General features: G+C 66.3%; 22 protein-coding genes and 4 tRNA genes. 21 read left to right on the top strand and 5 right to left on the bottom strand.

Annotation, left to right across the window (positions count from 1 at the left end):
* Positions 1-261 precede the first annotated feature (261 nt).
* From rny to dapF, 4 genes are all read left to right on the top strand, one after another.
* Positions 262-1,794, top strand: a complete 1,533-nt coding sequence (rny, locus tag ACOQPD_RS06030) for a ribonuclease Y (RefSeq protein ID WP_420613997.1) — start codon at positions 262-264, stop codon at positions 1,792-1,794.
* A 109-nt stretch (positions 1,795-1,903) separates the two neighbouring features.
* The gene (miaB, locus tag ACOQPD_RS06025) at positions 1,904-3,187 is read left to right on the top strand and encodes a tRNA (N6-isopentenyl adenosine(37)-C2)-methylthiotransferase MiaB (protein ID WP_420613996.1); all 1,284 of its coding nucleotides are present in this window, start codon (positions 1,904-1,906) and stop codon (positions 3,185-3,187) included.
* An 18-nt stretch (positions 3,188-3,205) separates the two neighbouring features.
* A complete protein-coding gene (miaA, locus tag ACOQPD_RS06020; protein WP_420613995.1) occupies positions 3,206-4,153 on the top strand; it encodes a tRNA (adenosine(37)-N6)-dimethylallyltransferase MiaA in 948 nt (315 codons plus the stop codon).
* Positions 4,141-4,908 carry a diaminopimelate epimerase gene (gene dapF, locus ACOQPD_RS06015; protein WP_420613994.1) on the top strand — a complete coding sequence of 256 codons (768 nt, stop codon included), beginning with the start codon at positions 4,141-4,143 and terminating at the stop codon, positions 4,906-4,908. Before miaA ends, dapF begins: the two co-directional genes overlap by 13 nt.
* Here the strand turns inward: dapF and lexA are convergent.
* Complete coding sequence (lexA, locus tag ACOQPD_RS06010; protein WP_420613993.1) at positions 4,895-5,596, bottom strand: transcriptional repressor LexA; 702 nt, start codon at positions 5,594-5,596, stop codon at positions 4,895-4,897. The genes dapF and lexA overlap by 14 nt on opposite strands.
* 165 nt (positions 5,597-5,761) lie before the next feature.
* Between lexA and ACOQPD_RS06005 the strand changes: the two genes are divergently transcribed.
* Complete coding sequence (locus tag ACOQPD_RS06005; RefSeq protein ID WP_420613992.1) at positions 5,762-6,133, top strand: LysM peptidoglycan-binding domain-containing protein; 372 nt, start codon at positions 5,762-5,764, stop codon at positions 6,131-6,133.
* A 148-nt stretch (positions 6,134-6,281) separates the two neighbouring features.
* Here the strand turns inward: ACOQPD_RS06005 and ACOQPD_RS06000 are convergent, their stop codons facing one another.
* The gene (locus ACOQPD_RS06000; RefSeq protein ID WP_420613991.1) at positions 6,282-7,229 is read right to left on the bottom strand and encodes a ribokinase; all 948 of its coding nucleotides are present in this window, start codon (positions 7,227-7,229) and stop codon (positions 6,282-6,284) included.
* A 156-nt stretch (positions 7,230-7,385) separates the two neighbouring features.
* On the opposite strand from ACOQPD_RS06000, the gene ACOQPD_RS05995 reads away from it, so the two are divergent.
* From ACOQPD_RS05995 to ACOQPD_RS05960, 8 genes are all read left to right on the top strand, one after another.
* On the top strand, positions 7,386-8,426 hold the full coding sequence (locus ACOQPD_RS05995; protein ID WP_420613990.1) for a LacI family DNA-binding transcriptional regulator: 1,041 nt from the start codon (positions 7,386-7,388) through the stop codon (positions 8,424-8,426).
* Between the two features lie 97 nt (positions 8,427-8,523).
* Positions 8,524-9,603, top strand: coding sequence for a BMP family lipoprotein (locus tag ACOQPD_RS05990; RefSeq protein ID WP_420613989.1), 1,080 nt, complete (start codon positions 8,524-8,526; stop codon positions 9,601-9,603).
* Between the two features lie 6 nt (positions 9,604-9,609).
* The gene (locus ACOQPD_RS05985; RefSeq protein ID WP_420613988.1) at positions 9,610-11,127 is read left to right on the top strand and encodes an ABC transporter ATP-binding protein; all 1,518 of its coding nucleotides are present in this window, start codon (positions 9,610-9,612) and stop codon (positions 11,125-11,127) included.
* Positions 11,124-12,224: an ABC transporter permease gene (locus tag ACOQPD_RS05980; protein WP_420613987.1), complete on the top strand. Its 1,101-nt coding sequence runs from the start codon at positions 11,124-11,126 to the stop codon at positions 12,222-12,224. The genes ACOQPD_RS05985 and ACOQPD_RS05980 overlap by 4 nt, the downstream gene beginning before the upstream one ends.
* On the top strand, positions 12,221-13,453 hold the full coding sequence (locus tag ACOQPD_RS05975; protein WP_420613986.1) for an ABC transporter permease: 1,233 nt from the start codon (positions 12,221-12,223) through the stop codon (positions 13,451-13,453). Before ACOQPD_RS05980 ends, ACOQPD_RS05975 begins: the two co-directional genes overlap by 4 nt.
* A gap of 85 nt (positions 13,454-13,538) precedes the next feature.
* Entirely contained in the window at positions 13,539-14,537 is a 999-nt protein-coding gene (locus tag ACOQPD_RS05970) for a queuosine salvage family protein (RefSeq protein ID WP_420613985.1), read from the top strand.
* 44 nt (positions 14,538-14,581) lie between these two features.
* Positions 14,582-15,730, top strand: a complete 1,149-nt coding sequence (locus ACOQPD_RS05965) for an MFS transporter (RefSeq protein ID WP_420614354.1) — start codon at positions 14,582-14,584, stop codon at positions 15,728-15,730.
* Positions 15,730-16,734: a nucleoside hydrolase gene (locus tag ACOQPD_RS05960; protein ID WP_420613984.1), complete on the top strand. Its 1,005-nt coding sequence runs from the start codon at positions 15,730-15,732 to the stop codon at positions 16,732-16,734. Before ACOQPD_RS05965 ends, ACOQPD_RS05960 begins: the two co-directional genes overlap by 1 nt.
* A gap of 88 nt (positions 16,735-16,822) precedes the next feature.
* Here the strand turns inward: ACOQPD_RS05960 and ACOQPD_RS05955 are convergent, their stop codons facing one another.
* Complete coding sequence (locus ACOQPD_RS05955; RefSeq protein ID WP_420613983.1) at positions 16,823-18,355, bottom strand: hypothetical protein; 1,533 nt, start codon at positions 18,353-18,355, stop codon at positions 16,823-16,825.
* 79 nt (positions 18,356-18,434) lie between these two features.
* Between ACOQPD_RS05955 and dut the strand changes: the two genes are divergently transcribed.
* The 5 genes from dut (at position 18,435) to ACOQPD_RS05930 (ending at position 19,814) form a co-directional block, all read left to right on the top strand.
* On the top strand, positions 18,435-18,863 hold the full coding sequence (gene dut / locus ACOQPD_RS05950; protein ID WP_420613982.1) for a dUTP diphosphatase: 429 nt from the start codon (positions 18,435-18,437) through the stop codon (positions 18,861-18,863).
* Between the two features lie 72 nt (positions 18,864-18,935).
* Positions 18,936-19,008 (top strand) — tRNA-Gly (locus ACOQPD_RS05945).
* A 45-nt stretch (positions 19,009-19,053) separates the two neighbouring features.
* Positions 19,054-19,124 (top strand) — tRNA-Cys (locus tag ACOQPD_RS05940).
* Positions 19,125-19,142: 18 nt separating this feature from the next.
* A tRNA-Val gene (locus ACOQPD_RS05935) sits at positions 19,143-19,214 on the top strand.
* A gap of 210 nt (positions 19,215-19,424) precedes the next feature.
* Positions 19,425-19,814, top strand: coding sequence for a hypothetical protein (locus ACOQPD_RS05930; protein ID WP_420613981.1), 390 nt, complete (start codon positions 19,425-19,427; stop codon positions 19,812-19,814).
* Between the two features lie 79 nt (positions 19,815-19,893).
* On the opposite strand, the gene ACOQPD_RS05925 is transcribed toward ACOQPD_RS05930, so the two are convergent.
* Positions 19,894-20,148, bottom strand: coding sequence for a metallopeptidase family protein (locus tag ACOQPD_RS05925; RefSeq protein WP_420613980.1), 255 nt, complete (start codon positions 20,146-20,148; stop codon positions 19,894-19,896).
* A 206-nt stretch (positions 20,149-20,354) separates the two neighbouring features.
* On the opposite strand from ACOQPD_RS05925, the gene ACOQPD_RS05920 reads away from it, so the two are divergent.
* The 3 genes from ACOQPD_RS05920 (at position 20,355) to ACOQPD_RS05910 (ending at position 22,122) form a co-directional block, all read left to right on the top strand.
* Positions 20,355-20,426 (top strand) — tRNA-Val (locus ACOQPD_RS05920).
* Positions 20,427-20,620: 194 nt separating this feature from the next.
* Positions 20,621-21,175, top strand: coding sequence for an HNH endonuclease family protein (locus ACOQPD_RS05915; RefSeq protein ID WP_420614353.1), 555 nt, complete (start codon positions 20,621-20,623; stop codon positions 21,173-21,175).
* A 206-nt stretch (positions 21,176-21,381) separates the two neighbouring features.
* Complete coding sequence (locus ACOQPD_RS05910) at positions 21,382-22,122, top strand: hypothetical protein (protein ID WP_420613979.1); 741 nt, start codon at positions 21,382-21,384, stop codon at positions 22,120-22,122.
* Here ACOQPD_RS05910 and ACOQPD_RS05905 read toward each other — a convergent pair.
* The gene (locus ACOQPD_RS05905; protein ID WP_420613978.1) at positions 22,119-23,558 is read right to left on the bottom strand and encodes an MFS transporter; all 1,440 of its coding nucleotides are present in this window, start codon (positions 23,556-23,558) and stop codon (positions 22,119-22,121) included. The two genes, ACOQPD_RS05910 and ACOQPD_RS05905, sit on opposite strands and share 4 nt — an antisense overlap.
* Positions 23,559-23,650 lie beyond the last annotated feature (92 nt).

Here is a 23,650-nt window from a genome sequence, read left to right as displayed (position 1 = left end):
ACGAATACCCGAATGACAGAAGTGACCACCTGCCGGAACGCTCAGATGGAGGTGAACGGCGCCCGGCCGCGACAGGCGAATTCGCCGGCGCGTAGCTGAGGAAACTCCCGCCGCGCCGGATCCCTGGGGTGCGCCCGGCGGCCTGCTGACAAGTTCTGAGCCTGTTCTAGAAGGTGTCCTCTTTCCGGTTAGCGGCCAGCAACGAAGGCTGACCAGCCGGTTGGCGGGTCGTCGGGGACTGAGAGATCGGGAGGCCGCTCCATGAATACGACGCTATTCGTGCTGTGCGGGATAGGGCTAATCGCCATCGGATGCTTGATTCCGATGCTCGTGATGTATGGACGTCTGCGCCGGCAGGTGCTGGATGAGCGTGGAGTTGACGTAGACACCGCCCGCCGAGAGGCGCAGCGCATACTGGGCAGGGCTGAGGATGAAGGGCGCGCTCGGGCGGAGGCCTACCGTGAGCGTGAGGAGGCGCTGCTCGAGCACAAGAAGCTGGAGGTGGGCGCGTCCGAGGAGCGCCTGATGCAGCGGGAACGGACTCTGGAGCAGCGTGCCTCCAACCTGGCGCAGCGCGAGCAGATGCTCCTCGATCGTGAGGCCGGGGTATCCGAGCTTCGGGGAGAGCTCGAGGAGTACGCCGAGAGCGCCCGGGCCAACCTGGAGCGGATCAGCGCGCTGGATGCCCGCGCCGCTCGGGAAGAATTGGTCGAGCAGGTCCGTGACGAGGCCCGGCGGGAGGCGATGCTGCTGGTGCGGGACAGCGAGATGCGTGCCCGTGAGGAGGCCGACCGGCGGGCCCGGCGCATCCTTGCCACCGCCATCGAGCGCCTGTCTACCGAGGTGGTCATGGAGAGCACCGTGTCGGCCGTTCCTCTCCCCGAGGAGGAGATGAAGGGGCGGATCATCGGCCGGGAGGGTCGGAACATCCGGGCTTTCGAATCCGTCACCGGTGTCAATCTGGTGGTGGATGAGACGCCCGAGATGGTGGTGGTCTCGTGCTTCGAGCCCGTCCGGCGGGAGATCGCCCGGATCACGCTGGAGAAGCTGATCATGGACGGACGCATCCATCCGGCCGCCATCGAGGACATGTACGCCAAGGCACAGGCCGAGGTGGAGCAGTCGGCCCGCGACGCCGGCGAGTGGGCGTTGCTCGACGTAGGCATCTCCCGGATTCATCCGGAGTTGGTCACCCTGCTGGGACGCCTCAAGTACCGCACCTCCTACGGCCAGAACGTTCTCAGCCACCTGGTCGAATCGGCCCACATCGCCGGCATGCTGGGGGCAGAACTCGGGGTTGATCCCGTCCCGATCAAACGGGCGGCGTTCCTCCATGACATCGGCAAGGCGGTGTCGTACCAGGTCGAGGGGGCGCATGCGTTGATCGGCGCCGAGATCGCCCGGCGGTTTGGCGAGGAGGCACCTGTGGTGCATGGCATCGAGGCGCACCACAACGATGTGGAGCCTCGCACCCTGCTGGCCATCCTCGTGCAGGCCGCCGACACGGTCTCCGCGGCTCGGCCGGGCGCGAGGCGGGTGGAGCTGGCCTCCCATGTGAGGCGGCTGGAGAAGATGGAGGACCTGATCAGCGAGTTCGACGGGGTGGAACGGGTGTTCGCCATGCAGGCGGGCCGCGAGGTCCGGGTGGTGGTAGATCCGATCAGCGTGACCGACCTGGAGGCGTCCGACCTGGTCCGGCGCATCTCGCGACGCCTCGAGAACGACCTCCGTTACCCCGGCCAGATCGAAGTGACCGTGATCCGGGAACTCCGGGTCACCGACTTCGCTCGGTAGCACCGTGGGTCAGATCGTCCAGCTTGCACCGCCCACGCGCCGCTCGGTAGAGCCGCGCGCGCCAACGCGCGCCGGGCGAAGCTACTTCCTGCGCACCTTCGGCTGCCAGATGAACGAGCACGACAGCGAGCGGGTGGCCGGGCTGTTCGAGGCGGATGGCATGGTGCGGGCCCGCTCCCTGGACGAGGCCGATGTGATATTCGTGAACACCTGCACCATCCGTGAGAACGCCGACAACCGGATGTACGGGAATCTGGGCCAGTTGAAGCAGGTGAAGGATGCCCGGTCCGGCCGGCTGCTCATCGTCGGCGGTTGCGCCGCGCAGAAGGACCGGGATCTGGTCCGGGAGCGCGCCCCGTGGGTGGATGTGGTACTCGGCACGCACAATCTCCATCGGGTGGTCGACCTGATGAACCAGGCCGAGGAGTGGGGTCCTGTCACCGAGATCGTGGATGCCCTGGACACCATGCCCTCCGAACTACCGGTCCGCCGGGAGTCGCCGTACTCGGCGTGGGTGACTATCCAGATCGGCTGCAACAACACCTGCACCTTCTGCATCGTGCCGGCGGTCCGGGGGCCGGAGATCAGTCGCAGGCCCGGCGACATCATCCGCGAGATAGAGCAACTGGCAGCGGAAGGCGTGATCGAGGTCACCCTGCTGGGCCAGAACGTGGATACCTACGGGCGGGACCTGGCCATCGACGGGCGCCGCCGCCCGATCTTCGCTCAACTGCTGGCTCGGGTGGGTGAGGTCGACGGGATCCGGCGGATCCGCTTCACCAGCCCCCATCCCAACGACTTCCGCCGCGATGTGGCAGAGGCGATGGCGGACACGGAGGCGGTGTGCGAGCAGCTCCATTTCCCGCTCCAGTCGGGCTCCGACCGGATCCTGGCGGCCATGCATCGGGGCTACACGACCCGGAAGTTCCTGAACCGGCTGGCGATGGCCCGGGAAGTCATGCCCGATCTGACCGTGTCCACCGATGTGATCGTGGGCTTTCCCGGCGAGACCGATGAGGATTTCCAGAAGACCCTCGAGGTGGTCGAGGAGGCTCGCTTCGACCAGGCCTACATGTTCCTGTTCTCGGCTCGCCCGGGGACCAGGGCGGCCGCGATGACCGACCGCTTCGTACCCGACTCCGTGGCGAAGGAACGGTTCGGGCGCCTGGTGGAGATGCAGACCCGCATCGGGTCGGAACGCAACCGGCGTCACGTGGGCCGGCGCATGGAGGTGCTGGTGGAGGGACCCTCCAAACGGAACCCTTCGGTGGCCACCACGCGGAGCCGGGGCAACAAGATAGTCCATGTCGATGGCGAGTTCACCCCGGGAAGCCTGATGGATGTGACGATCGAGCGGGCCGGGGCGCACTACCTGGTCGGCGCTCCCGCCTGAGGCCCGGAGCGGGACCTAGTGCCTCAGGGTCCGCCCCATCACCCGAGCCGGATCATCGCCGTTCTGGGACCCACCGCGTCGGGGAAGAGCGACCTGGGGATGGAACTGGCCAGGCGGTGCGGCGGAGAGATCGTATCGGTGGACTCGATGCAGGTCTACCGCGGGATGGACATCGGGACGGCCAAGCCGTCGCCGGCCGATCAGGCCGAGGTGCGTCATCACATGATCGACCTGGTTGATCCCGATACGGACTACGCGGTGGCGGAGTTCCAACGGACGGGGCGGGCAGCCATGGCAGCGATCGCGGCCCGGGAGCGGCCGGTGGTGATCGTGGGGGGCTCGGGCCTCTACTTCCGGTCAATGGTGGATCCGCTACGGTTCCCGCCTTCCGACCGGGCGGTGAGGGTTGCGGTCGATGGGATGTCCCGCAGCGACGCCGTGGCTGAGCTCCTGGAGGTCGATCCCGGGGCGGGTGACCATGTGGATCTGGCCAACCCCCGCCGCGTGAGCCGAGCACTCGAAATCGTGCGGCTGGAGGGTGGGACTCCAACAGAGCGGGCAGCCGATCCGCAGTTCGAGCGGGTGAAGAACTACCGGCCGGAGGTGCCGTTCGTCGCGGTCGGAGTCGACCCGGGCGACACGCTCGGCGAGCGGGTGGAGCGCCGGATCGATCAGATGCTCGGGGCGGGGCTGGTCGCGGAAGTGGCCGGGTTGGCGGACCGGCTGGGCCAGACCGCATCGTCGGCCGTGGGGTATCGCCAGATGCTTCCGGTGGTGGCCGGGACCTGCACCGTTAGTGAAGGTCGGGAAGCTACCGTCCGAGCCACCATGGCCCTCGCCCGGAAACAACGCACATACTTCGGACGCGACCCGAGAATAAGGTGGCTGGCCTGGCATCCGGACCTGGCGGTCCGCTATGCGGCGGCTGATCGAGCGATCGGGGAGATGACCTCTTGGAGTTCTTGAAGATGGAGGGCATGGGCAACGACTTCGTCGTGACCGAAGGTCTCGCACCCGACCCCGATCAGGTGCGGGCGTGGTGCGATCGCCGCCTCGGCATCGGGGCGGACGGGGTTCTCGTGATCGCCGAGCCGGCTCATCCCGGCGCCGCCGCCCGGATGAGCCTTTGGAACTCGGACGGCTCGGTCGCCGAGTCGTGCGGCAACGGGCTCCGATGCGTGGCTCGCTACTTGTTCGATCGGGGATGGGTGGATGGCCGTAGGTTCATCGTGGACACCCCGACCGGTCCCAGCGAAGTCGAGGTGATGGCAGACGGATCCGTCCGAGCGGAGCTCGGTACCTACCGGATCGGCGGTTCCGTGACCGGCTCCGGGTACGAGTTCGTCTCGGTGAGCGTGGGCAATCCCCACGCGGTCACGTTCATGGAGGAGACCGGTGAGGTCGATGGGTTGAACCTGGGCGAGATCGGCTCCCTGATGCAGGATCATCCGGCATTCCCCGACGGCGTCAACGTGGAGTTCGCCACTCCGGTGGGTCCGGGGGCATTCCGGGTGCGGGTGTGGGAGCGAGGGGCTGGAGAGACCCGGGCATGCGGGACGGGCGCGGCGGCCGTTGCGGCGGTGGCGCACGCCCAAGGTCGAGCCGGACCGGCTGTCGAGATCCGGTATCCCGGTGGCAGCCTCGGTGTGGAATTGGCCGGCGAGGCGGCCTGGATCAGAGGCCCGGCCGTATCCGTGTTCGCAGGGACTATCCCGGCCTGAACCGGGAGGGACCGGCGGCCATGCTGCGGAGCACGGCCACTACCTTGCCGAGGATTTCTACCCCCGAGCTGTACACCATTGGCGGGTAGTCGGGGTTGGAGGAGTGGAGGACGACCTCCCCGGGGCGCCTTTCCAAGCGCTTGACGGTGGCCTCCTCCCCCTCGATCAGGAATGCCACGATCTCCCCGTTCTCGGCGTGGGGTTGGCTACGTACCACGACCATGTCGCCGTTGAGGATGCCGGCATCGACCATCGAGTCGCCCCTCACCTCGAGCATGAAGAGCGGTCCCCCGGTCCCCACCAGCGACTGGGGTAGGGGCATGACCTCCTCGACGTTCTCCTCGGCCAGGATCGGCGCGCCGGCCGCGATCCGCCCCAGGAGGGGCACGTCACGGGTCGTCGCCGATGGAAGGGCCGGTTCGTCCGCGCTCCGGGTCAGCACCACGATGGCGCGGGGCTTGGTGGAGTCACGCCTGATATGGCCCGCGTCTTCCAGACCCTTGAGGTGGCGGTGGACGCTGGCGGGCGAGCGGAGGCCCAGATATTCCCCTATCTCCCGCACCGAGGGCGGGTAACCCTGCTCGGCCACCCTCTTCTGGATCAACTTGAGGATCTGTTGCTGCCGGGGCGGCAGGTCGGTCGGTTCCCCCGGTCCCCCGCCTCCGGTGAAGGCTGCGCTGGTCGGCATGGTCGATACTCCTTGGCAATCGTTGTCGTCTAGCAGTCTACCGCAGATTTCCCAGAATCCCGAACTCATGTTCGGGTCCGTCTTTGTCCGGAGGGGGTTCACTGCGGGTACTTGACGGCCCGAACATATGTTCGCTAGAGTGACCTCATGGACACGAACATATGTTTGGAACCGATCCAACCCTACTACCCGGTACCTGGCCGGCGCGGTATTACCGCCGGACGGAAACCTGGGCCCGACCAGCGGCGGACCATGCTGCGGATGGCCCTGGTACCGGTCATCGTGGTGGGCCTGGCGGTGCTGCTCCTGGGTCCGCAGGCCGACGCCGGGCCCGAGTCTGTCGCGACGGTGTCCCACGTGGTGAAGGCGGGCGAGACGCTCTGGTCGATTGCGAGCGCCCACACTGCTCCGGGAGATGATGTACGCCATACGGTGGCGCTCATCCGGTCAGCGAACGGGATGCCGTCCGGGACCGTTCGGACGGGAGTGACCATCACCATCCCGGTGGGCGAGATTCCTGGCTGGGGAGGACGGTAGGTAGGGATCGGCCATGCCGCGGTCCATATCCGGGACCGCCCCGCCGGCATGGCTTGCTTTCCACATGCGAGGGCTCGCGCCGGTGAGGCGCCTCACGTACGCATGTCACGGCGATGCTCCCGGTACGTCGTGACCGGGGCGGCCCCGATCAGGCGTTACTAGGCGACCCTTGGATCTCGGCCAGGAATTGCGCGTTCCGCTCCGGAGGCGGGAAGGAGGACTGGGTACCCGGGCGGGTCACGCTGTCCGCCGCGCAGGCATTACCGAGCCGGACCGCATCGCGCTCGTCCAGACCCGATGCGAGTCCCACCATGAAGGCTCCCACGAACGCGTCGCCGGCGCCGGTCGTGTCAACGGGATCCACCCGGGGTGAGCGGATGCGAGTGACCCGGTCGAGTTCGGGTGACACCAGAGCCGCTCCTTCGTCGCCGAGGGTGACCACCAGGCGAGTGGCGGTTTCGCTCGCAAAGCCGGTGAGCGCATCGTCGGAGTCCGGAGGCACTCCCGCCAGCATCTCGAACTCCACCTCGTTCGGAATCAACCAGTCGCTCAGCTTGAGTATGTCGTTCGACAGGGGAGCGGCCGGCGCCGGATTCAGGATGGTGATGGCACCCGCATCCCTCGCGGCGGCGAACGCGGCCGCGGTGACCTCCTGGGGAATCTCGAGTTGGCCCGCCACGACCGCCGCTTCCGGTGTCTGCCGGACCGATCGAGCCGCCTGAGCGGCTGTGAGCTCGTGGTTGGCGCCCGGGATGATGATGATCCGGTTGCTCCCATCCGGCTCGACCCAGATCGGGGCCACGCCGCTGGCGCCCGGCACCCGGTGCACATGGGTGGTGTCGATCCCGAAGGTTGCGAAGTTGTCCAGCGTCATATCTCCGTAGGCGTCGTCTCCCAGACAGTTGACCATCACCACGTTGGCATCGAGCAGCCGCGCCATAACGGCCTGGTTGGCCCCCTTGCCTCCGAAGCCCATCTGGAACCGCTCTCCGACCAGGGTCTCTCCCGACCTGGGGATCCTCGATGCGTAGGCGGTCAGGTCGATCATGGTCGAACCAACCACGACCACCGTTGGTGGGCTGGAACTCGTGGACATCATGTCTCCTCGTTGTCTGGCTGCCCGGACCGCAAGAGGATCCGGATCCGGGTTGACGCTCTCACCTTACTTGCTATACAATTTCTGAAACCGTTTTCAGACCGGATGCAACTGTAACGCATCCCGGCCGCCTGAGACGAGAGAGGAACCGGCAGGGTGAAAACCCCGACCATCACCGATGTAGCCCAGGAGGCGGGCGTTTCCGTTTCGACCGTGTCACGCCACCTGCGAGGCGACCGTGTTCGCGCGGCGGAACGCATCAATAGCGCCGTTGCCCGCCTTCGCTACCGGCCCAGCCCGGCTGCGCAGTCTCTCAAGTCGGGCAAGACCGGCGCTATCGCCCTGGTGGTTCCGGACATCACCAACCCGTTCTTCGCAGCGGTGGTCCGCGGCGCCGAGTCCATCACCGTCCAGGGAGGACACACCATCTTCCTGGCCAACACCGATGAGAGCGACGACCGCGAGGCCGAGGTAGTCGAGGACCTGATAACCAGAGTGGATGGGATGTTGCTCGCGCCCGCCAGCGAGAACAACCCAAGCCCGCAACGCCTGGCGGATGCCGGAGTGCCGACCGTCCTTATCGATCGGGAGGCGCCGTCCACCGGCCGTTTCGATACCGTGCTGATCGACAATCACGGAGGGGCTCGTGCCGCCGTCGAGCATCTCCTGTCGAACGGGCACGAGCGGATAGCGACCATCGCAGGGACTGTGGATTCGACGCCCGGCCGGTTCCGCCTCGAGGGATACCGCGATGCCCTGGCCGCGCACTCCATCGAACTTCCGCCCGAATTCGTCCAGCCGGGAGGTTTCAAGGAGCATGGCGGCTACCAGTCGATGCTGCGGTTGCTGGCCCTTCCTGACCCACCGACCGGCGTCTTCGTGGCCAACAACACGATGACAATCGGCACTTTGAGAGCCATCAAGGACATCGGTGTGCGGATCCCTGACGACCTTTCGGTGGTCGGGTTCGATGACCATCCGTTCTCCGAGATCCTGGATCCGCCGCTGACCGTCATCGACCGCCCGATGGAGGAGCAGGGCGCCCTGGCGATGCGGATGCTCCTGTCCAGGATGAGCAACGACTCCTCCCGCAATTCCAGGCGGGTGGTACTTGACGTCCGCCTGACCGAGAGAGCGTCCTGCGGTCCTCCGAGGAGCGTGCCGATGGGCGCCCACCGTAAGGCGGTGCGAGTTTGACCGGCCTATCCGACCCCCTGCAGCCCGTCGGACCCCCTCGGGGGGAGGACGGGGACTGCAGTTGACGAACGCAACGAACGAGAAAGGGAGGCAGATAATGCCAAGACAACGAACGGTCCTGCTAGTCCTGTCAGCAGTCCTTACGCTGGCCGCGGCGGCATGCGGCGGGGAGGCGGAGGAGACCACCACCACGACCGCCGCCCCGGCCACGACGGCCGCGCCTACGACCACGGAAGCGCCGGCGCCCGACTTCAAGGTCGCCGTCGCGTACGATCTGGCCGGTAGGGGTGATGGCGGATTCAACGATCTCGCCTACAACGGCGCCGAGCAGGCCGCCTCAGAGCTCGGACTCGAACTCACCGAGGTAACCGCCAAGGCGGAGGACACCGATCAGGACCGAACCGATCGGCTGCGGCTGCTGGCGGATTCGGGCCATAATCCGATCATCGCCGTCGGGTTCACCTACGCGGGACCGGTTGCGGAGGTAGCGGCCGAATACCCCGACGTGTGGTTCGGCATCGTCGACGACGGCACGGTCGAGGCTCCCAACGTGGCAGGTCTGGTGTTCGCCGAGCAGGAGGGTTCCTTCCTCGTAGGGGTGGTGGCCGCGCTCGAGAGCGACACCGGCCATGTGGGATTCATCGGTGGCGTGAACATTCCGCTCATCGTGAAGTTCGAAGCCGGCTACATCGCCGGAGCGAAGGCCGTCAACCCAGACATCGAGATCACTTCCACCTACCTGAGCCAGCCTCCGGACTTCTCGGGATTCAACGATCCGGCCAAGGGCAAGGAAGCCGCCAAGGGGATGTTCGACGCAGGCGCCGACATCGTGTACGCGGCGGCCGGCGGATCCGGCGGAGGACTTTTCGAAGCCGCGACCGAAGACGGATACCTGGCTATCGGAGTGGATGCCGACCAGTACCACACGGCTGCCCCCGAGGTACGTGATGTCATCATGACTTCGATGCTGAAGAATGTGAACGTGGCCACCCATGCCTTCGCGACCCAGGTCGTCGACGGGTCCGTCCAGGCAGGCGTGAACCTCTTCGATCTCGAAGCGGGAGGTGTCGGGTACTCGACTTCGGGAGGCCTGATCGACCACATCGTCGACGAGGTCGACGCCTACGCGGCGCAGATCATCTCCGGCGAGATATCGGTTCCCTCCTCGACAAGCTAAGAGTCGATGCCCGCCCCGGCCATCGAGTTGCGGGGGATCACCAAGAGATACCCGGGGGTGGTAGCCAACCGGGATGTGAACCTCCGTGTCGAGTCCGGTACCGCGCACGCGGTGATCGGCGAGAACGGGGCGGGCAAATCGACTCTCATGAACATTCTGTACGGGATGGTCGTGCCCGACGAGGGAGAGATCCTCGTCGGAGGCATGACCATCCCGATGTCTTCGCCGGCCGACGCTATCGCCGCGGGGATCGGAATGGTGCACCAGCACTTCAAGCTGGCCGACAACCTGACCGTCCTCGAGAACGTGATTCTCGGCGACGAGCCGACCGGGCGCGCCGGCCGGATCGACTTCGAGACCGCCCGGGCCCGGATAGTGGAGTTGGGAGATCACTACCGGATCCCCATCGAGCCGGACGCTCTGGTGGCCGACCTCTCCGTCGGGAACCGGCAACGGGTCGAGATCATCAAGGTCCTCTACCGCGGAGCGAGGGTGCTGATCCTGGACGAGCCCACGTCGGTGCTGGTCCCTCAGGAGGTGGACGAACTGCTCAAGAACCTGCGAAGGCTGACCGGCGAGGGCCTGACCGTGATCTTTATCTCTCACAAGCTCGACGAGGTCCTGGCGGTTGCCGATGAGATCACGGTGATGCGGAACGCGCGGACCGTGGCTCACACCAGACCGGCGGAGATCACGTCCCGGGAGCTGGCGCAGCTCATGGTCGGCAGCGAGCTTCCGACGCCCGAGCCGAGGACCGTCGAGGTGCGGCCCGAGGTCGGGCTCAGGCTCGAGTCGGTGTCCACCCGCGGCAGCGGTCACGAGACCAGCCTCTCGGATGTCGACCTCACCATCCGGTCCGGCGAGATCGTCGGTATCGCCGGTGTGGAGGGAAACGGCCAGTCCGAGCTCATCGAGACCATCCTCGGGCTGACCAGTCCCGTCGCGGGCCGTGTGCTGCTCGGCAGCGAGGACGTCACGGAGGCCAGCACAAGCGTCCGGCGTCGCCTGGGGCTCGCCTACATCCCCCAGGATCGCCACCGTGAGGCTCTGTTGCTGGATGCCACCCTGTGGGAGAACCGCATCCTCGGCCATCAGATGCATCCACCGATAAACCGGGGGGTGTGGATCGACCGCAAGGCGGCCCGCGCCGACACGGAGAGGATCGTCGCCGACTCGGACGTGCGCACTCCGAGCATCGAGGTGCTGGCCTCGGCGCTCTCCGGCGGCAACCAGCAGAAGCTGATCGTCGGCCGAGAAATGGCCGGGGACCCCCGGGTGCTCATCGCGGCCCATCCGACCCGCGGGGTGGACGTGGGCGCCCAGGCGGCGATCTGGACGCGGTTGTCGGCGGTCAGGCGGGCGGGAGTAGCCGTCCTCCTCGTGTCCGCGGACCTGGAGGAGTTGATCGGGATCTCGGATCGGATCCTCGTGATCCTGCGAGGCCGGTTGGTGGGCGAGTTCGATCCCGCGGCCATCGGTCCGGAGGACCTGGGTGCTGCGATGACGGGAGCCGATGCCGCGTGATCGAGACCCGCATCGAACGTATTCTGCTCCAGTTGATCGCGCCGGTGGTCGCCATCGTCTTTGCCGCCCTGCTCGCCGCAGCCATCCTCCACTTCACGGGGGCCGACGCGGGAAGCGTTCTCGGCGAGGTCGTGGCCTTCGGGACGACTCCGGCCAGCCTGGTGGCCGTGCTCAACAAGGCCACCACGTTCTACCTGGCAGGAATCGCCGGTGCGATCGGGTTCCGGATGCTGCTCTTCAACATCGGCATCGACGGGCAGTACCGGCTGGCGGTGTTCTTCGCCGCGGTGGTCGGGGCGTCGGTGTCGCTGCCGCCGGTACTCCACGTCACACTTATCGTCGTGGTCGCCATGGCGGTCGGGGCCGGATGGGCGGCCCTCGCCGGCTACATCAAGGTCACCCGTGGGGTCTCGGAGGTCATCAGCACCATCATGCTCAATGCGGTGGCCACCGGGATCATCGCCTACCTGCTCGCTCCGGGGAGGCTGGCCGAGCGGGTAGCCGGCAGCAACAACATCCGGACCACGCCGATACCGTCCTCCGGATGGTTCCCCGGTTTCAGTGTGGCGGGCAAGGAGGTGTTCGGCTTCACGCTCGTGGCGGTGGCGCTGGGTATCGCCTTCTGGATCCTCCTCAACCGGACCCGCTTCGGCTTCGAACTGCGCGCCAGCGGCCTCTCGCTCCGGGCCGCGGCGGTGAGCGGCGTCAACTCCAAGCGCATGATCTTCGTCACGATGGTCATGTCCGGAGCGATGGCCGGTCTGGTGGGGATACCCCAACTCCTGGGGTCGTCCCACCAGTACGGCCTCGACTTCCCGGCCGGCTTCGGGTTCACCGGCCTCGCCATCGCGATCCTCGGCCGTAACCATCCCCTGGGCGTCGCCTTCGGCGCCCTCCTCTGGGCATGGCTGGAACGATCCTCCCAGATCCTCGACCTGCTCGGCGTGTCGCGCGAGATTGTGACCATCATGCAGGCCACGATCGTGTTGAGCGTGGTGGTGGCCTACGAGGTCGTCCGCAGGGTCAACGTGCGCCGGCAACAGAAACTGGTAGGCCGGAGCGAGCACGAAGGCATCGAGGACGGAGCAGCCGCGTGAAAACCCTCCGTGAGCCCAGGACTTCGCTCTCGATCTGGAGCCGATGGTGGGTGCGAGCGGTCATGGCGCTCCTGTTGCTGTCGGCGGTCGCCGACATCGCGAACACCCCGGACCTGCTGTCACGCGGCGCCGTGAGCGCTTCGCTCCGGTTCGCCGTCCCGATCGTCCTGGCCGGGCTCGGAGGGTTGTGGGCGGAGCGCTGCGGCGTCATCAATATCGGCCTCGAGGGCATGATGATCATCGGTACCTGGATGGGCGCCTGGGCCGGGTTCCAGTGGAGTCCCTGGGTCGGAGTGCTTGCTGCGATCGCGGGCGGAGCGGTGTTCGGCGCCTTCCATGCCCTGATGACGGTCTCGTTCGGCGTGGATCAGGCCGTCTCGGGCATTGCCATCAACGTCGCCGCCCTGGGACTGGGCCGCTTCCTGTCGTCGATCTTCTTCGAAGGCCAGCCCGGAGGAGGGATCAGCCAGTCTCCGCATGTCGGCCAGATCGCCAACGTGTCGGTTCCCGGTCTCGCCGAGGTGCTCGATCCGATCGCGAGCCTCGAGACTCCGGTGATCTCGGACCTCGCCGAGATCGCAATCGGTGTGACGACCGGCGTGTCCCTGCTGACCCTGCTGGCGGCCGTGTTGGTGTTCCTTTCATGGTGGGTCCTCTTCCGGACCAGCTTCGGGCTGCGGCTGCGGGCTTGCGGTGAGAATCCGGCGGCAGCGGATTCTCTCGGAGTGAACCCGAACCGGATGCGCTACGCGGCGCTCACGGTGTCGGGCGCCCTGGCAGGCCTCGGCGGGGCGTTCCTGGTGACGGTGGCCTCCTCGATCTACCGCGAAGGGCAGGTGGCGGGACGCGGGTTCATCGGTCTGGCCACGGTCATCTTCGGGAACTGGATGCCGGGTCGCCTCACCATCGGAGCACTTCTCTTCGGGTTCACCGACGCGCTCCGGACCCGCCAGGAGACCACGATGACGGCCCTGCTGATCGTCGGGGCGGTGGTGTTCGCCTTCCTTACCGTCCGGGCTATACGCACCCGCAATCGTGGCGCGACCTTCGCGTACGCGATCGCCGCGGTGGGTCTGGGCTGGTGGTTCCTCGGTTTCGGGGTCGTTCCCTCGGAGTTCGTGGGCTTCGCTCCCCACCTGACCACGCTGCTCGTCCTGTCCCTGGCACACCAGAAGATCCGCCCGCCGCAGGGGATCGGTGTTCCCTACCGGCGCAGCGAGGCGAACTAGTTGGTGGTGGTCACGGGGGACCCGCGATTGCTAACGGACGCGTATGGCGTGAACACGCCCTAGTTGTCCGTCTGAAAGGAGCAGAGTGAACGCTACATATTGGGATGGCCCGGTTCTCCGATCGGTGCTGGGCGTCGTCGAACGCTCCCGGCACGTACGGACCTCGCGAGACGCGGTGGAACGCACTGCCGGCTGGTTGGCTTACGAAGAGTTCGCCTTTCCCCGCGGTGGGGCGGCGGGCGAGTTCGACGTGGGCTCGAATCCTGACGACATCATCGACGTGACCATGCTGGTGGCAACCCTGAACTTCGCCTTCACCGACTTCGACACCGGACGCATGTTCGAAGCCGACTACAAGGGGCAGACCTGGTCGGACAGCCTCGGAATGTTCGCCTGCCTCCATCAGGCCCTCTCGAACGGCGTCCCGCTGCTCGAAGGCCAGTACCTGGCGTCGGTCACGAGAGATGATCTCGATGACATCTTCCGGGGCAACATCGAGATGCCGATGCTCGACGAGCGCAGCGAGATCCTCAACGAAGCCGGGGCGGTTCTGGTGGATCGATACGAGGGCCGGTTCCACCGTTTCGTCCGCAGCTGCGCCCCGGCGATGTATGCGGAAGGCGACGGCCTCATGGAACGGCTCATAGCCGAGTTCCCCCGGTTCGATGACACCAGCACCTACCACGGAGCGGACGTTCACATCCTCAAGCTCGCCCAACTGGGTCTATGGACCCTGCACATGGCACTGCACGACTCCGGCGAATGGAGCCTCCGGGATCTGTCGATGATGACCGCCTTCGCCGACTACATCGTTCCGGTGGCCCTGGAGGTGATGGGGATCTTCGAGTACACCCCCGACCTGTCAAACCGCATCGCCGAGGGTGTCATGATCGAGCGTGACAGTGATGAGGAGATCGAGATCCGGGCCCACACCCTGTATGCCACCGCCCTGTTGACGGACGCAGTCAACGCTCTCAGACCCGCGGACCTACAGGTCGTGATCCCGCAGGTCGATTTCCGCCTCTGGTCTAAGTACCACGCCACCTTCCGTCCGCACCACCTGACCAGGACGGTGATGTACTGACCTGGCTGCTCCGGCGAACCGGCCCCGGCGGCTATCGGGCCGTGATGCGCATACCGGGGGCCCGGCCCCTGCTGTGGTTCGGGCTGGTCGGCCGGTTTCCCAACTCCATGTACCCGGTCGGCCTGGTATTCGCAGTGGAAGCGATCACGGGATCGTACGGGTTGGCGGGCTCGGCCTCGGCGGGTTTCAGCCTCGCCGGAGCGGTGGCGAAGCCCATCGGCGGACGGCTCGTGGACCGCTACGGCCAGCGTCTCGCGGCGCGGGCCCTGCTGGCGGCGTTCGTAGGTAGCGGCGTGGGCCTGCTGGTGGCGATCCGGGCGGTGGCGGCGCCGTGGATAATCGTGCTGGTGGCGGTCGCTGCGGGGCTGACGGCGCCCAACATCGGCGCTCTGACCCGGGTCCGCTGGACCCGGATGGCCGAGGCTTCCGACATGCGGCGGTGGCAGGCCCTGGAGTCGGCGAGCGATGAGATCAACTTCATCGTCGGTCCTTCGGCGGTATCGGTCTTGGCGGCCTGGGTGACGGCGTCGGCATCCCTGGTGGCCGCGACGGCGCTGGCGGTCGTAGGCACACTCGGCGTGACATCGCTACCGGGCGAACCGCGGGGTGGCCGGGCAAGACGGCAGGGAGTCACGAAATGGGTCAAAGCAACCCATCTCGCCGTGCTCAGTTCGGTGGGAGGTCTGGGGATGGTCCTGGGCGGCGTCGCCATCACGATCGTCGCCTACACGGCCGAACTCGGATATCCTGCCTGGTCGGCGGTGATCTTCCCCCTCAATGCCGGGGCCAGCTTCGTGGCCGCGCTGTTCATGGGCCGCATCGGACCCGGCGACCTCATGTCCCAACACCGTAAGGCAACAGTCTGGCTCCTGGCGGTGCTGCTCCCGTACGGCCTCGGTGACGGCATCGTGTGGTTCACAGCTACGGCGATGATCGCGGGCCTGGGAACGTCACCGAACCTGATCCAGGTCAATTCGCTGGCTGTCGCCACCACCCCGCCCGAGCGGCGAACCGAGGCATTCTCGTGGATCGCTGCAGCGGCCGGTGTCGGCATTGCCGCCGGATCGGCGATCACCGGCCTGCTGGTCGATGCCGTGGGTGCTGACGCGGCCCGGATCGCGGTCACCGCCTTCGGAGCTTGTCCCGCCGCTATTACGGTCGCTATGACCCTGACAGGACGGAGAGGGAACTGATGGCCACACCCATCCTGCTGGATGTCGACACCGGGATCGACGACGCGCTCGCCCTCCTCTACGCGGTCGCCTCCGCCGACGCCCGCCTCGTGGGGGTCAGCTGCGTGGCCGGCAACGTCTCCCTCGGCGAGGTCACAGCCAACACGGCCGCCGTCCTGGACCTCGCCGGACACCCCGAGGTGGAGGTGGCGCCCGGATGCGCAGGACCGATCGAGCGCCCGCTCGTCACCACGCCGGAGACCCACGGACCCACCGGGACCGGATACGCAACACTTGCGGCCCCTCCGGACCGGATCAGCGGGAGGTCCGGGATCGACCTGATCGTCGACCGCGCCCGTTCGGATCCGGGAGAGATCACCCTCGTGGCGGTCGGTCCGCTGACGAACGTCGCGGTTGCCCTCCGCCGGGAGCCTCGCCTGCTCCACCTGCTCAAGCGATTGGTGATCATGGGGGGTTGCTTCACGGTGGCCGGGAACACCGCTCCCCGTACCGAATGGAACATGCACGTCGACCCGGAAGCAGCCAAAGAGGTGTTCGCGGCCGCCGGCCGGGGTGCTCGCAGCCTGCCGCTCGTGATGCCGCTGGATGTCACCGAACAAGCACGTCTCCTACCGCATCACGTGGCTCGGCTGGCCGAACGGGCGGGAACATCGATGGAGTCACTGCAGCCGCTGATCTCCGATGCGCATCCGCTCATGTCCTTCATCGCCGACGCCCTCAGGTTCTACATGGAGTTCCATCACCGCTACGACGGGTTCTACGGGGCGTTCGTGCATGATCCCTTTGCTGTCGCGGCCGCGCTGGACCCTTCCCTTGTGAGCACCGTGGAGACCACGGTCGATATCGAGACGGGCGGGGAGTTGACGGCAGGCGAGACCGTAGGGGACTTCAGGGGCGCCTGGGGCCGCGAGCCGAACGCCGCCATCGCCCTGGACGGCAGAGCGGACCTCTTCATGGAGCGTCTCGCCGTCAGGATCGCAGGCCTGGTCGCACGGCAGGAGTGAGTCCTGATACCGCCGTCTCCGGGCTGACGGCACCGGCTCCCGGGAAGCGACTGCGAGCGGTGATGCGACCCGGTCGCCCGGGGGCCTCCTACAGCTGCCTGATGATGGCCGCCACCTGATCGAGCCGGCTCACCGCCCAGGTCTTGACCTCGCCGATGGGGGCCTGGAGCTCCTCGCGGAGGCCCGATATCGCTCCGCCCAGCCGGTGCCTGACATCAGCGGCTCGGGTGGCGTCACCACTCCTCAGGGCCGCTATGTACTCGGCCTGGATCTGCTCGACCGAGGCCACCGTTTCCGACGCCCTCTGGCGGAAGCCCTCGAAGACGGGGTCATCCGGAAGCCTGGCCAGCAGGAGGCCGGTCTCGGCGATCGAGGTGCTGAGTTGGAGAGCGATCTCGTCGACCTGGCTCGGAGGGGCCTGTTCAGGGAGTTCGGGCAGGTTGAAGGCGAGGGACATCGTGAGCGAGTAGGCCATGGCATCGCCGATCTGCTTACCGATGCTCAGGGCTTGCGCCGAGCCCGAAGCCAGCCGGTCTCTCGGCTCTGCCAGGGCGTTGATATCCGCCGTCCTCCCGAGAATCGGCGTGCTGGGCAAGGGTTCCGCGGCCAGCGAAGCCGAGCGCCGGGCGGCGATGTCGAGATCGCCGAGGTGGCTGGTCAGGGCCGACAGCCCGGCGTCGCTCGACAGCCCGTCGGCATAGACCGAGTTGGCGACCGGTCCGAGCGTATCGAACAGCTCCTGGGCCGATAGCGTGTACTGGGCCTCGCGTGCGGCGGCGGCCTGAACCGGCATGTCGGTCAGTGTCTTGTAAGTGGCGCCGATAAGCGTGAGCATGATGGCGAGCCCGGCCCCGATGACCAGCATCCGCCAGAGGGCGCGACGGTCCCTGGTCCCCGTCTCGGACAGATCATCCGTGAGCAGCTTGGAGTCCATGTCCCATTCGGAGGTGGCGTCCCACATGGCCTTGACCGCGTCGCCCGTGCTGCGGGGACCGTTCATCTCGGCGGTGACGGAGCTGAGGGAGGGAAGCCGTTCCCAGTACTCGTCATCGGGCGTGGTCGGCTCGAAGGACTCTCGCCGTTCGTCCGGTCGATTGCCGAAGGAGGTTTCGACCTCGCCGAATCCGAGCAGGGAAGCCAGCGGCGAGCCTTCCGAGGCCGGGGCGGCCGGGAGGAGATGTGTCTCGGGAATCTCGGAAAAGGCGGCTACGGACCCGGGCCGCCGTCCGGCTACCGGGGATGGGGACCCTCCGGCTACTGCCTGTCTCCGCGCGGCCGGCTTGCCGGACTCGGCCCGGGGTTCCCGTCCCGGTCGGGCAGTCGACCGGTCCGTGGATGTCGAGGGCCGGAACTCGGCCGGTCCGTCCTGGGACACCTTGGGGTCGGCCGCGGGAACCGCCCATACCGAGCGATACGTCCATGAGGGAAGGAACCGGACCAGACCGCTACGCTTCGCATCCATATGGGCGGGCTCGTAGGTACTCCAGCCGCGGCCGGCAAGGTGCCGGCCGCGGTAGGCACCGGAGTCGGAGGACGAACGGGTGCCTGTGGCGGCATCGGGCTTGGCCGCGGGCCGGGCGGAAACGATCGGATGCGGATGCTCGGGTCTTAGCGTAACCATAAGGGCGGTGTGCTCCTGCGTGCCGTACTCCGCCCGGCTTCGAGAGCCCCGATTACATCTTGTCTGGGATTGGTGAGACGTGCATCTTAACGTTCTCAAGATCGATTCGGAACTACCTTCGCCCACACGCGCCCACCCGACCGATGCGGGGCTTGACCTTTATGCTCGCTTTCCCGTCCGGCTGGAGCCGGGAGAGTACGCGACGGTCGATACCGGAGTTGCGGTGGCCATACCGGGAGGCCATGCGGGGTTGGTGCTCCCCCGTAGCGGGCTGGCGCGCAGGTACGGGGTAGGGCTGGTCAACTCCCCGGGTCTCATAGATGCCGGCTATCGCGGGGAACTCCGGGTGGTGCTGATCAATCACGGTCGGGAGCGATGCAGTATCGCCCGCGGGGACCGAATTGCCCAACTGGTGATCGTACCGGTCGCGCTCCCGGCGCCACGGCCGGTTGATCGATTGGATGAGACCGAGCGTGGCGCGCAGGGATTCGGTTCGTCGGGGCGTTAGGCGGTCGCCAAGGGAGTACGGGGGCGAACGGCAGCCACTCGGGATCCGGCAGACGCTACAATAAGGAGGCACGCGGAAGTAGCTCAGCTGGTAGAGCGCAACCTTGCCAAGGTTGAGGTCGCGGGTTCGAGTCCCGTCTTCCGCTCCCAGCCCGGTCCGGTCGGGTCAGAGCCGGCCGGCGTAGGTATACGGCGACGTGGCCGAGTGGTTAGGCACAGCTCTGCAAAAGCTGCTACACCGGTTCGATTCCGGTCGTCGCCTCGCATGACATGAGAATCGGGGCGCTTAGCTCAGGGGAAGAGCGCTTCCTTGACGCGGAAGAGGTCACAGGTTCAAATCCTGTAGCGCCCACCGGCCAAGTCCTATCTACCTGCTGGTTTATAGGTGGTTTGGTGATTAGGTTCTCCGGTCTTGTAAGCGGCAGGCTTCGGTTAAGCTACTGCGTGAAATTGATCCATGCCTGATTTGCAGCAGTTTCAATTACCACGGACGATAGGAATTTGATTACTATCGGATGTGGCAGGACAGTATTCCAACCAAGAAAGGGAGTCTTTCATGCCGATGGGAGAAGACCACAAGGCAGCTCTCGCGAAGGGCAAGCGCGAAGCCGCCAAAGTTACGAGGTATCTAAAGGCCTTGGAGGCCGGTCAGCCCGGCGGCGCGGCGCGCGCCAAAGTCCTGGAGCAGAAGATCGAACGGTTGCGAGATGACATCGCCAACGAAGACAACCTCCTGCGGCGCGTCAAGCTGATTCAAAAGCGTTTCGACACGGAGGACAAGCTCAAGAACGTGGACACCTCGATCGACTTTGACGCCTTGGAGGCTGACTTCATCGGCGTGGTGGTTTCGTATTCCGGCCGCAACCAGATCAGCTACCACACCTGGCGTGAAGTGGGAGTGCCCGCCAAGGTATTGAAGGAAGCGGGAATCAAGCGCACACGGCGCATCTAGGAACTGCCGAGACGTCGGGCGGCGATAACAACCTCCGGCTCAGCGCACTCGGCCTCGTTTATCCAGCCATTCTCGGCACCTAGACCCAACCCAGTTCCGACAGTCGGGCATCGTCTATACCTAGATGATGCCCGATCTCGTGCAGGACGGTCCGGCGGATCTCCTCGATGGTGCCAACCCGGTCGAGTTCCATCTCGATGTGGCTTTCCATGTAGATGGTGATGCGATCGGGTAGCGCGCCCGCATAATCCATACCGCGATCGGCCAGCGAGATGCCTTCGTACAGGCCGAGGAGATCCTCGCCGGGCGGAGGCCGTTCCTCGACCACCACCACCAGGTTGTCGAGTTTGGCGGCGATGTCTCCGGGTAGTTCTTCGAGGACCTGATCGACGATCCGCTCGAATTCCTGGAGCGTCAGGCTGATGGCGCCCCCTCAGTCCGTGTCATAGGTAGGGGTTATAGATGGCGTTATGGGCAATGACAATTCATCACGGATCCGGCGCAGCGAACCCACCGGGCACGGCTACACTTGCCGCCTCCGGGCGCTTAGCTCAGCGGGAGAGCGCTGCCTTCACACGGCAGAGGTCACTGGTTCGATCCCAGTAGCGCCCACGTTCTTCGGCCGGCGACCTGATCGGCGCCATCTTCTTCTTCCAACTCTCGTTCTGGTTAGCCTCCTGGCCGCCTGCGGCGGATCGGGCCGGGATGGTGGGGACAGTGCGTTCGCGCTCTCCCGCGCAGCTTCCGTTCACTCCACAGGGAGTACCCGCGAGCAGGTTCATGCGGTCGATCTCCTCGACCGGTTGGTGGTTGCCGGTGAACGATGGAACGGGTATGACCGGAACCTGTTCGTTCATTGGACGGACGAGGACGCGGACGGCTGTGACACCCGCCGGGAGGTCCTTCTGAGGGACGCACATTCCGACCTCCGTGTCGATGGCGGTCCGGAATGCCGGATCGTCTCCGGGGTCTGGTACTCGCCGTATGACGATGCGTGGGTCGAAGGATCGCCGGCCGGTTTACACATCGACCATGTGGTGCCGTTGCAGGAAGCATGGGATTCGGGAGCTCATGCGTGGGATCCCGGTCGCAGGCGGGCATTTGCCAACGACCCCGGCGGCCTGGCTGCGGTAACGGCCGGGATAAACACGGCGAAAGGCGCAGATGACCCGGCGCAATGGATGCCCCCGAATCCCCATCACAGATGTGCCTACATTGCCTCATGGATCGCTATCAAGTTCCGGTGGGATTTGACCGTCGATGGCAGGGAGGCGGGATACCTGCGGGATCTCCTCAGCGGTGAGTGCCGGGGTTTGACGGTCGGATGGGCGAGCGCGCCAACAGCGCCGGATCGCGGGTAGTCAACCGACCTACGTCGGCTCGCCGCGAGGCGTCCTCGGGCCCTACCAGAGGTTTCGAGTCCGCGAAATCATAGAAAGGGTGAGTTTTGTTCTCCTATGCTGGTAGCGTACTGGTGCCCAGAACGCGAAAATCGGGTGCGGCGGCGGGTTTTCGCAATGTCGAAAACGACAGAGATCGGGTCTGCTGTTTGTGCGAAGGAGATGTCTTGAAAAAGCGGGCGTTACTAGTAGCAGCAATAGCCATGGTCGTGGCAGCGTGTGGCGGAGGCGATGAGACTCCCGCCGAGACCACACAGGACACCTCCGCAGAGGTCACCGCGACCACCAGCCTGGTCGCCACGACCGCGGCCCAGGCCCCCACTCCCTCCGATGACATGGAGGACTCGGGAACGGCCACCACCGAAGTGGCAGTGACCGTGGCCGAAGAGGTGGCTGCGACGACTACGGCCACCACTGCGGCCCCGCCCACGGGGACTGCGGAGTTGACCAGCGACGATGTTGTGACGCTACGTGCCCTGGGGCCGGTCACTTTGGGGATGACCGTAGAGGAGGCCGCTGTCGCTTCCGGGTTGACGCTCTCCCAGGACTTCGGCCGGACATCGACCGACAACTGTTACTACGTGACAGCCGGCGCCGGCCTTCCGGGCGTGGCGTTCATGGTGGTCGACGGGGCGGTCGTCCGCGTCGAGATCAACGCCCCCAGCGTCATCGCCACCCGGTCGGGGGTCAGGATCGGGACCTCGGAAGCCAGCGTGCGCGAGGTCTACCCCAACAACATCCAGCAGGCCAACGAAGCCGTGTCGGAGGGCCAGGCCCTGGCCTTCGTTCCCAACGACGAGGCGGATGCCGACTACCGCATCTACTTCGCCATCGATGGCGGTGAGGTGTCGAGCTACCGGCTCGGCATCCGGCCGGCGGTCGACAACCTGCTGGGCTGCCAGGGCTAACGCCCCGAACTCTCACCCGGGCCGCGGCGGTTCCGGTCCTGCTCGCGCCTGCTAGGTGACGATGGACCGCTCCGGCGGGCACCGTCGAGTTGCCGTGCGTGCGCACTCATGTCTCCGGCCGCTCGCCTGTTCCCATCCGGACGGTCGCGGGCGGCTCTCTCGCCGGGCTGCCGCATCCGGCGGGCCATCTGGACGATGACCGTGCCGGCTCTGGCCGGGATGAGGGCAAAGGGTCGCCGCCGGTCCGCAGGCACGCCTTCCCGGGTGAAGATCCGGAAGAGGCTGAACATGGCCGTGACCAGGAACACGACGCCGACGAACCAGTAGAGGCCGGCCGGTCCGGCGGCGTCCATGACCTGCGCACCGGCGACCGGACCGATAACGGCGCCGATTCCGCCGGCGAGCGACAGGACCGTGCTCACGCCGATGGCCGATCCGGGAGGAACCCGGTCGTTGATATGGCTGAGCGCCAACGGATACATGCTCAGGGCCAACCCGCCGACCAGGAAGGAGATTGTCATCGCCAACCAGCCGAGCGGGTTGGCATGGACCATCGCTAGGCATGCGCCAGCGCACACGAAGCCTGTGCCCAGGATCAACCGCCTCCGTCCCAGCCGGTCGGACAGTTCGCCGATGGCAGGCTGGAGCACCACGCTTCCGACCACCGCGGCGGAAGTGAACAAGGCGATCCGTTCCACGCTCATACCCGATCTCGCACCGTATACCGCTCCCAGCGTCAGCAACGCCGCCACCCCCACTCCCTGGCTGAAGGCGGCGAAGATCCCCAGGGGCGCGGCGTGCCACACCTGAGCGACCGGAAGCTTGCCCGGAAGCACCAGAGTGGGGGCCGAGGAGGTCGACAGCGTGATCGGGATCACCGCGATCGACACAAGTATCGAGGCCGCGATGAACAGGGCGATCCCGGATGGATCACCGAGGACGATCAGCATCTGGCCCGCTGCCAGCCCTCCCATCAGCACCACCATGTAGATGGCGAGCATCCTTCCCCGGGTCCGGTTGGTGGCGGCCTCGTTGAGCCAGCTCTCTCCCACGATGAACAGACCGCTCATCGCAAATCCGTTGATCAGCCGCGCCAGGGACCAGACGGCCGGGGAGGCGTTGAGGATGTAGATGAGGGTTGAGGTCGATGCCAGCGACGCCAGCGCGGCGTACACGCGGATGTGACCGACGTCCGTCACCAGGCGCCGCGTTATCCACGCACCCGCCAGGAACCCCACGTAGTAGAACGCCAGGATGGTCCCGGTGGCGGTGGTCGAGAAGCCCTCCAGCTCGGCTCTGATGCCGAGCAAGGGGTTCATCATCCCGTTCCCCAGCATCACGAAGAGGACGGCCAGGAGCAGGCCGCGCGAGCCGAGGATGGTCCTGGCGGTGCCATCGGGTCGCGGAGCGGAGCCGGACATGACCGACGAACTCATGGATGCACCTCGTGAAGGCTCGGGTTCGGGTGAGAAGTGACGCCACCGCGGGGATCAAGGACCACCATCGGCCGGCCGGGACGGTGCCTGGA

Origin of the sequence: Candidatus Spongiisocius sp., assembly GCF_965221825.1 — a bacterium.
GTDB lineage: Bacteria > Actinomycetota > Acidimicrobiia > Spongiisociales > Spongiisociaceae > Spongiisocius.
This window is presented reverse-complemented; position numbering and strand designations above follow the sequence as displayed.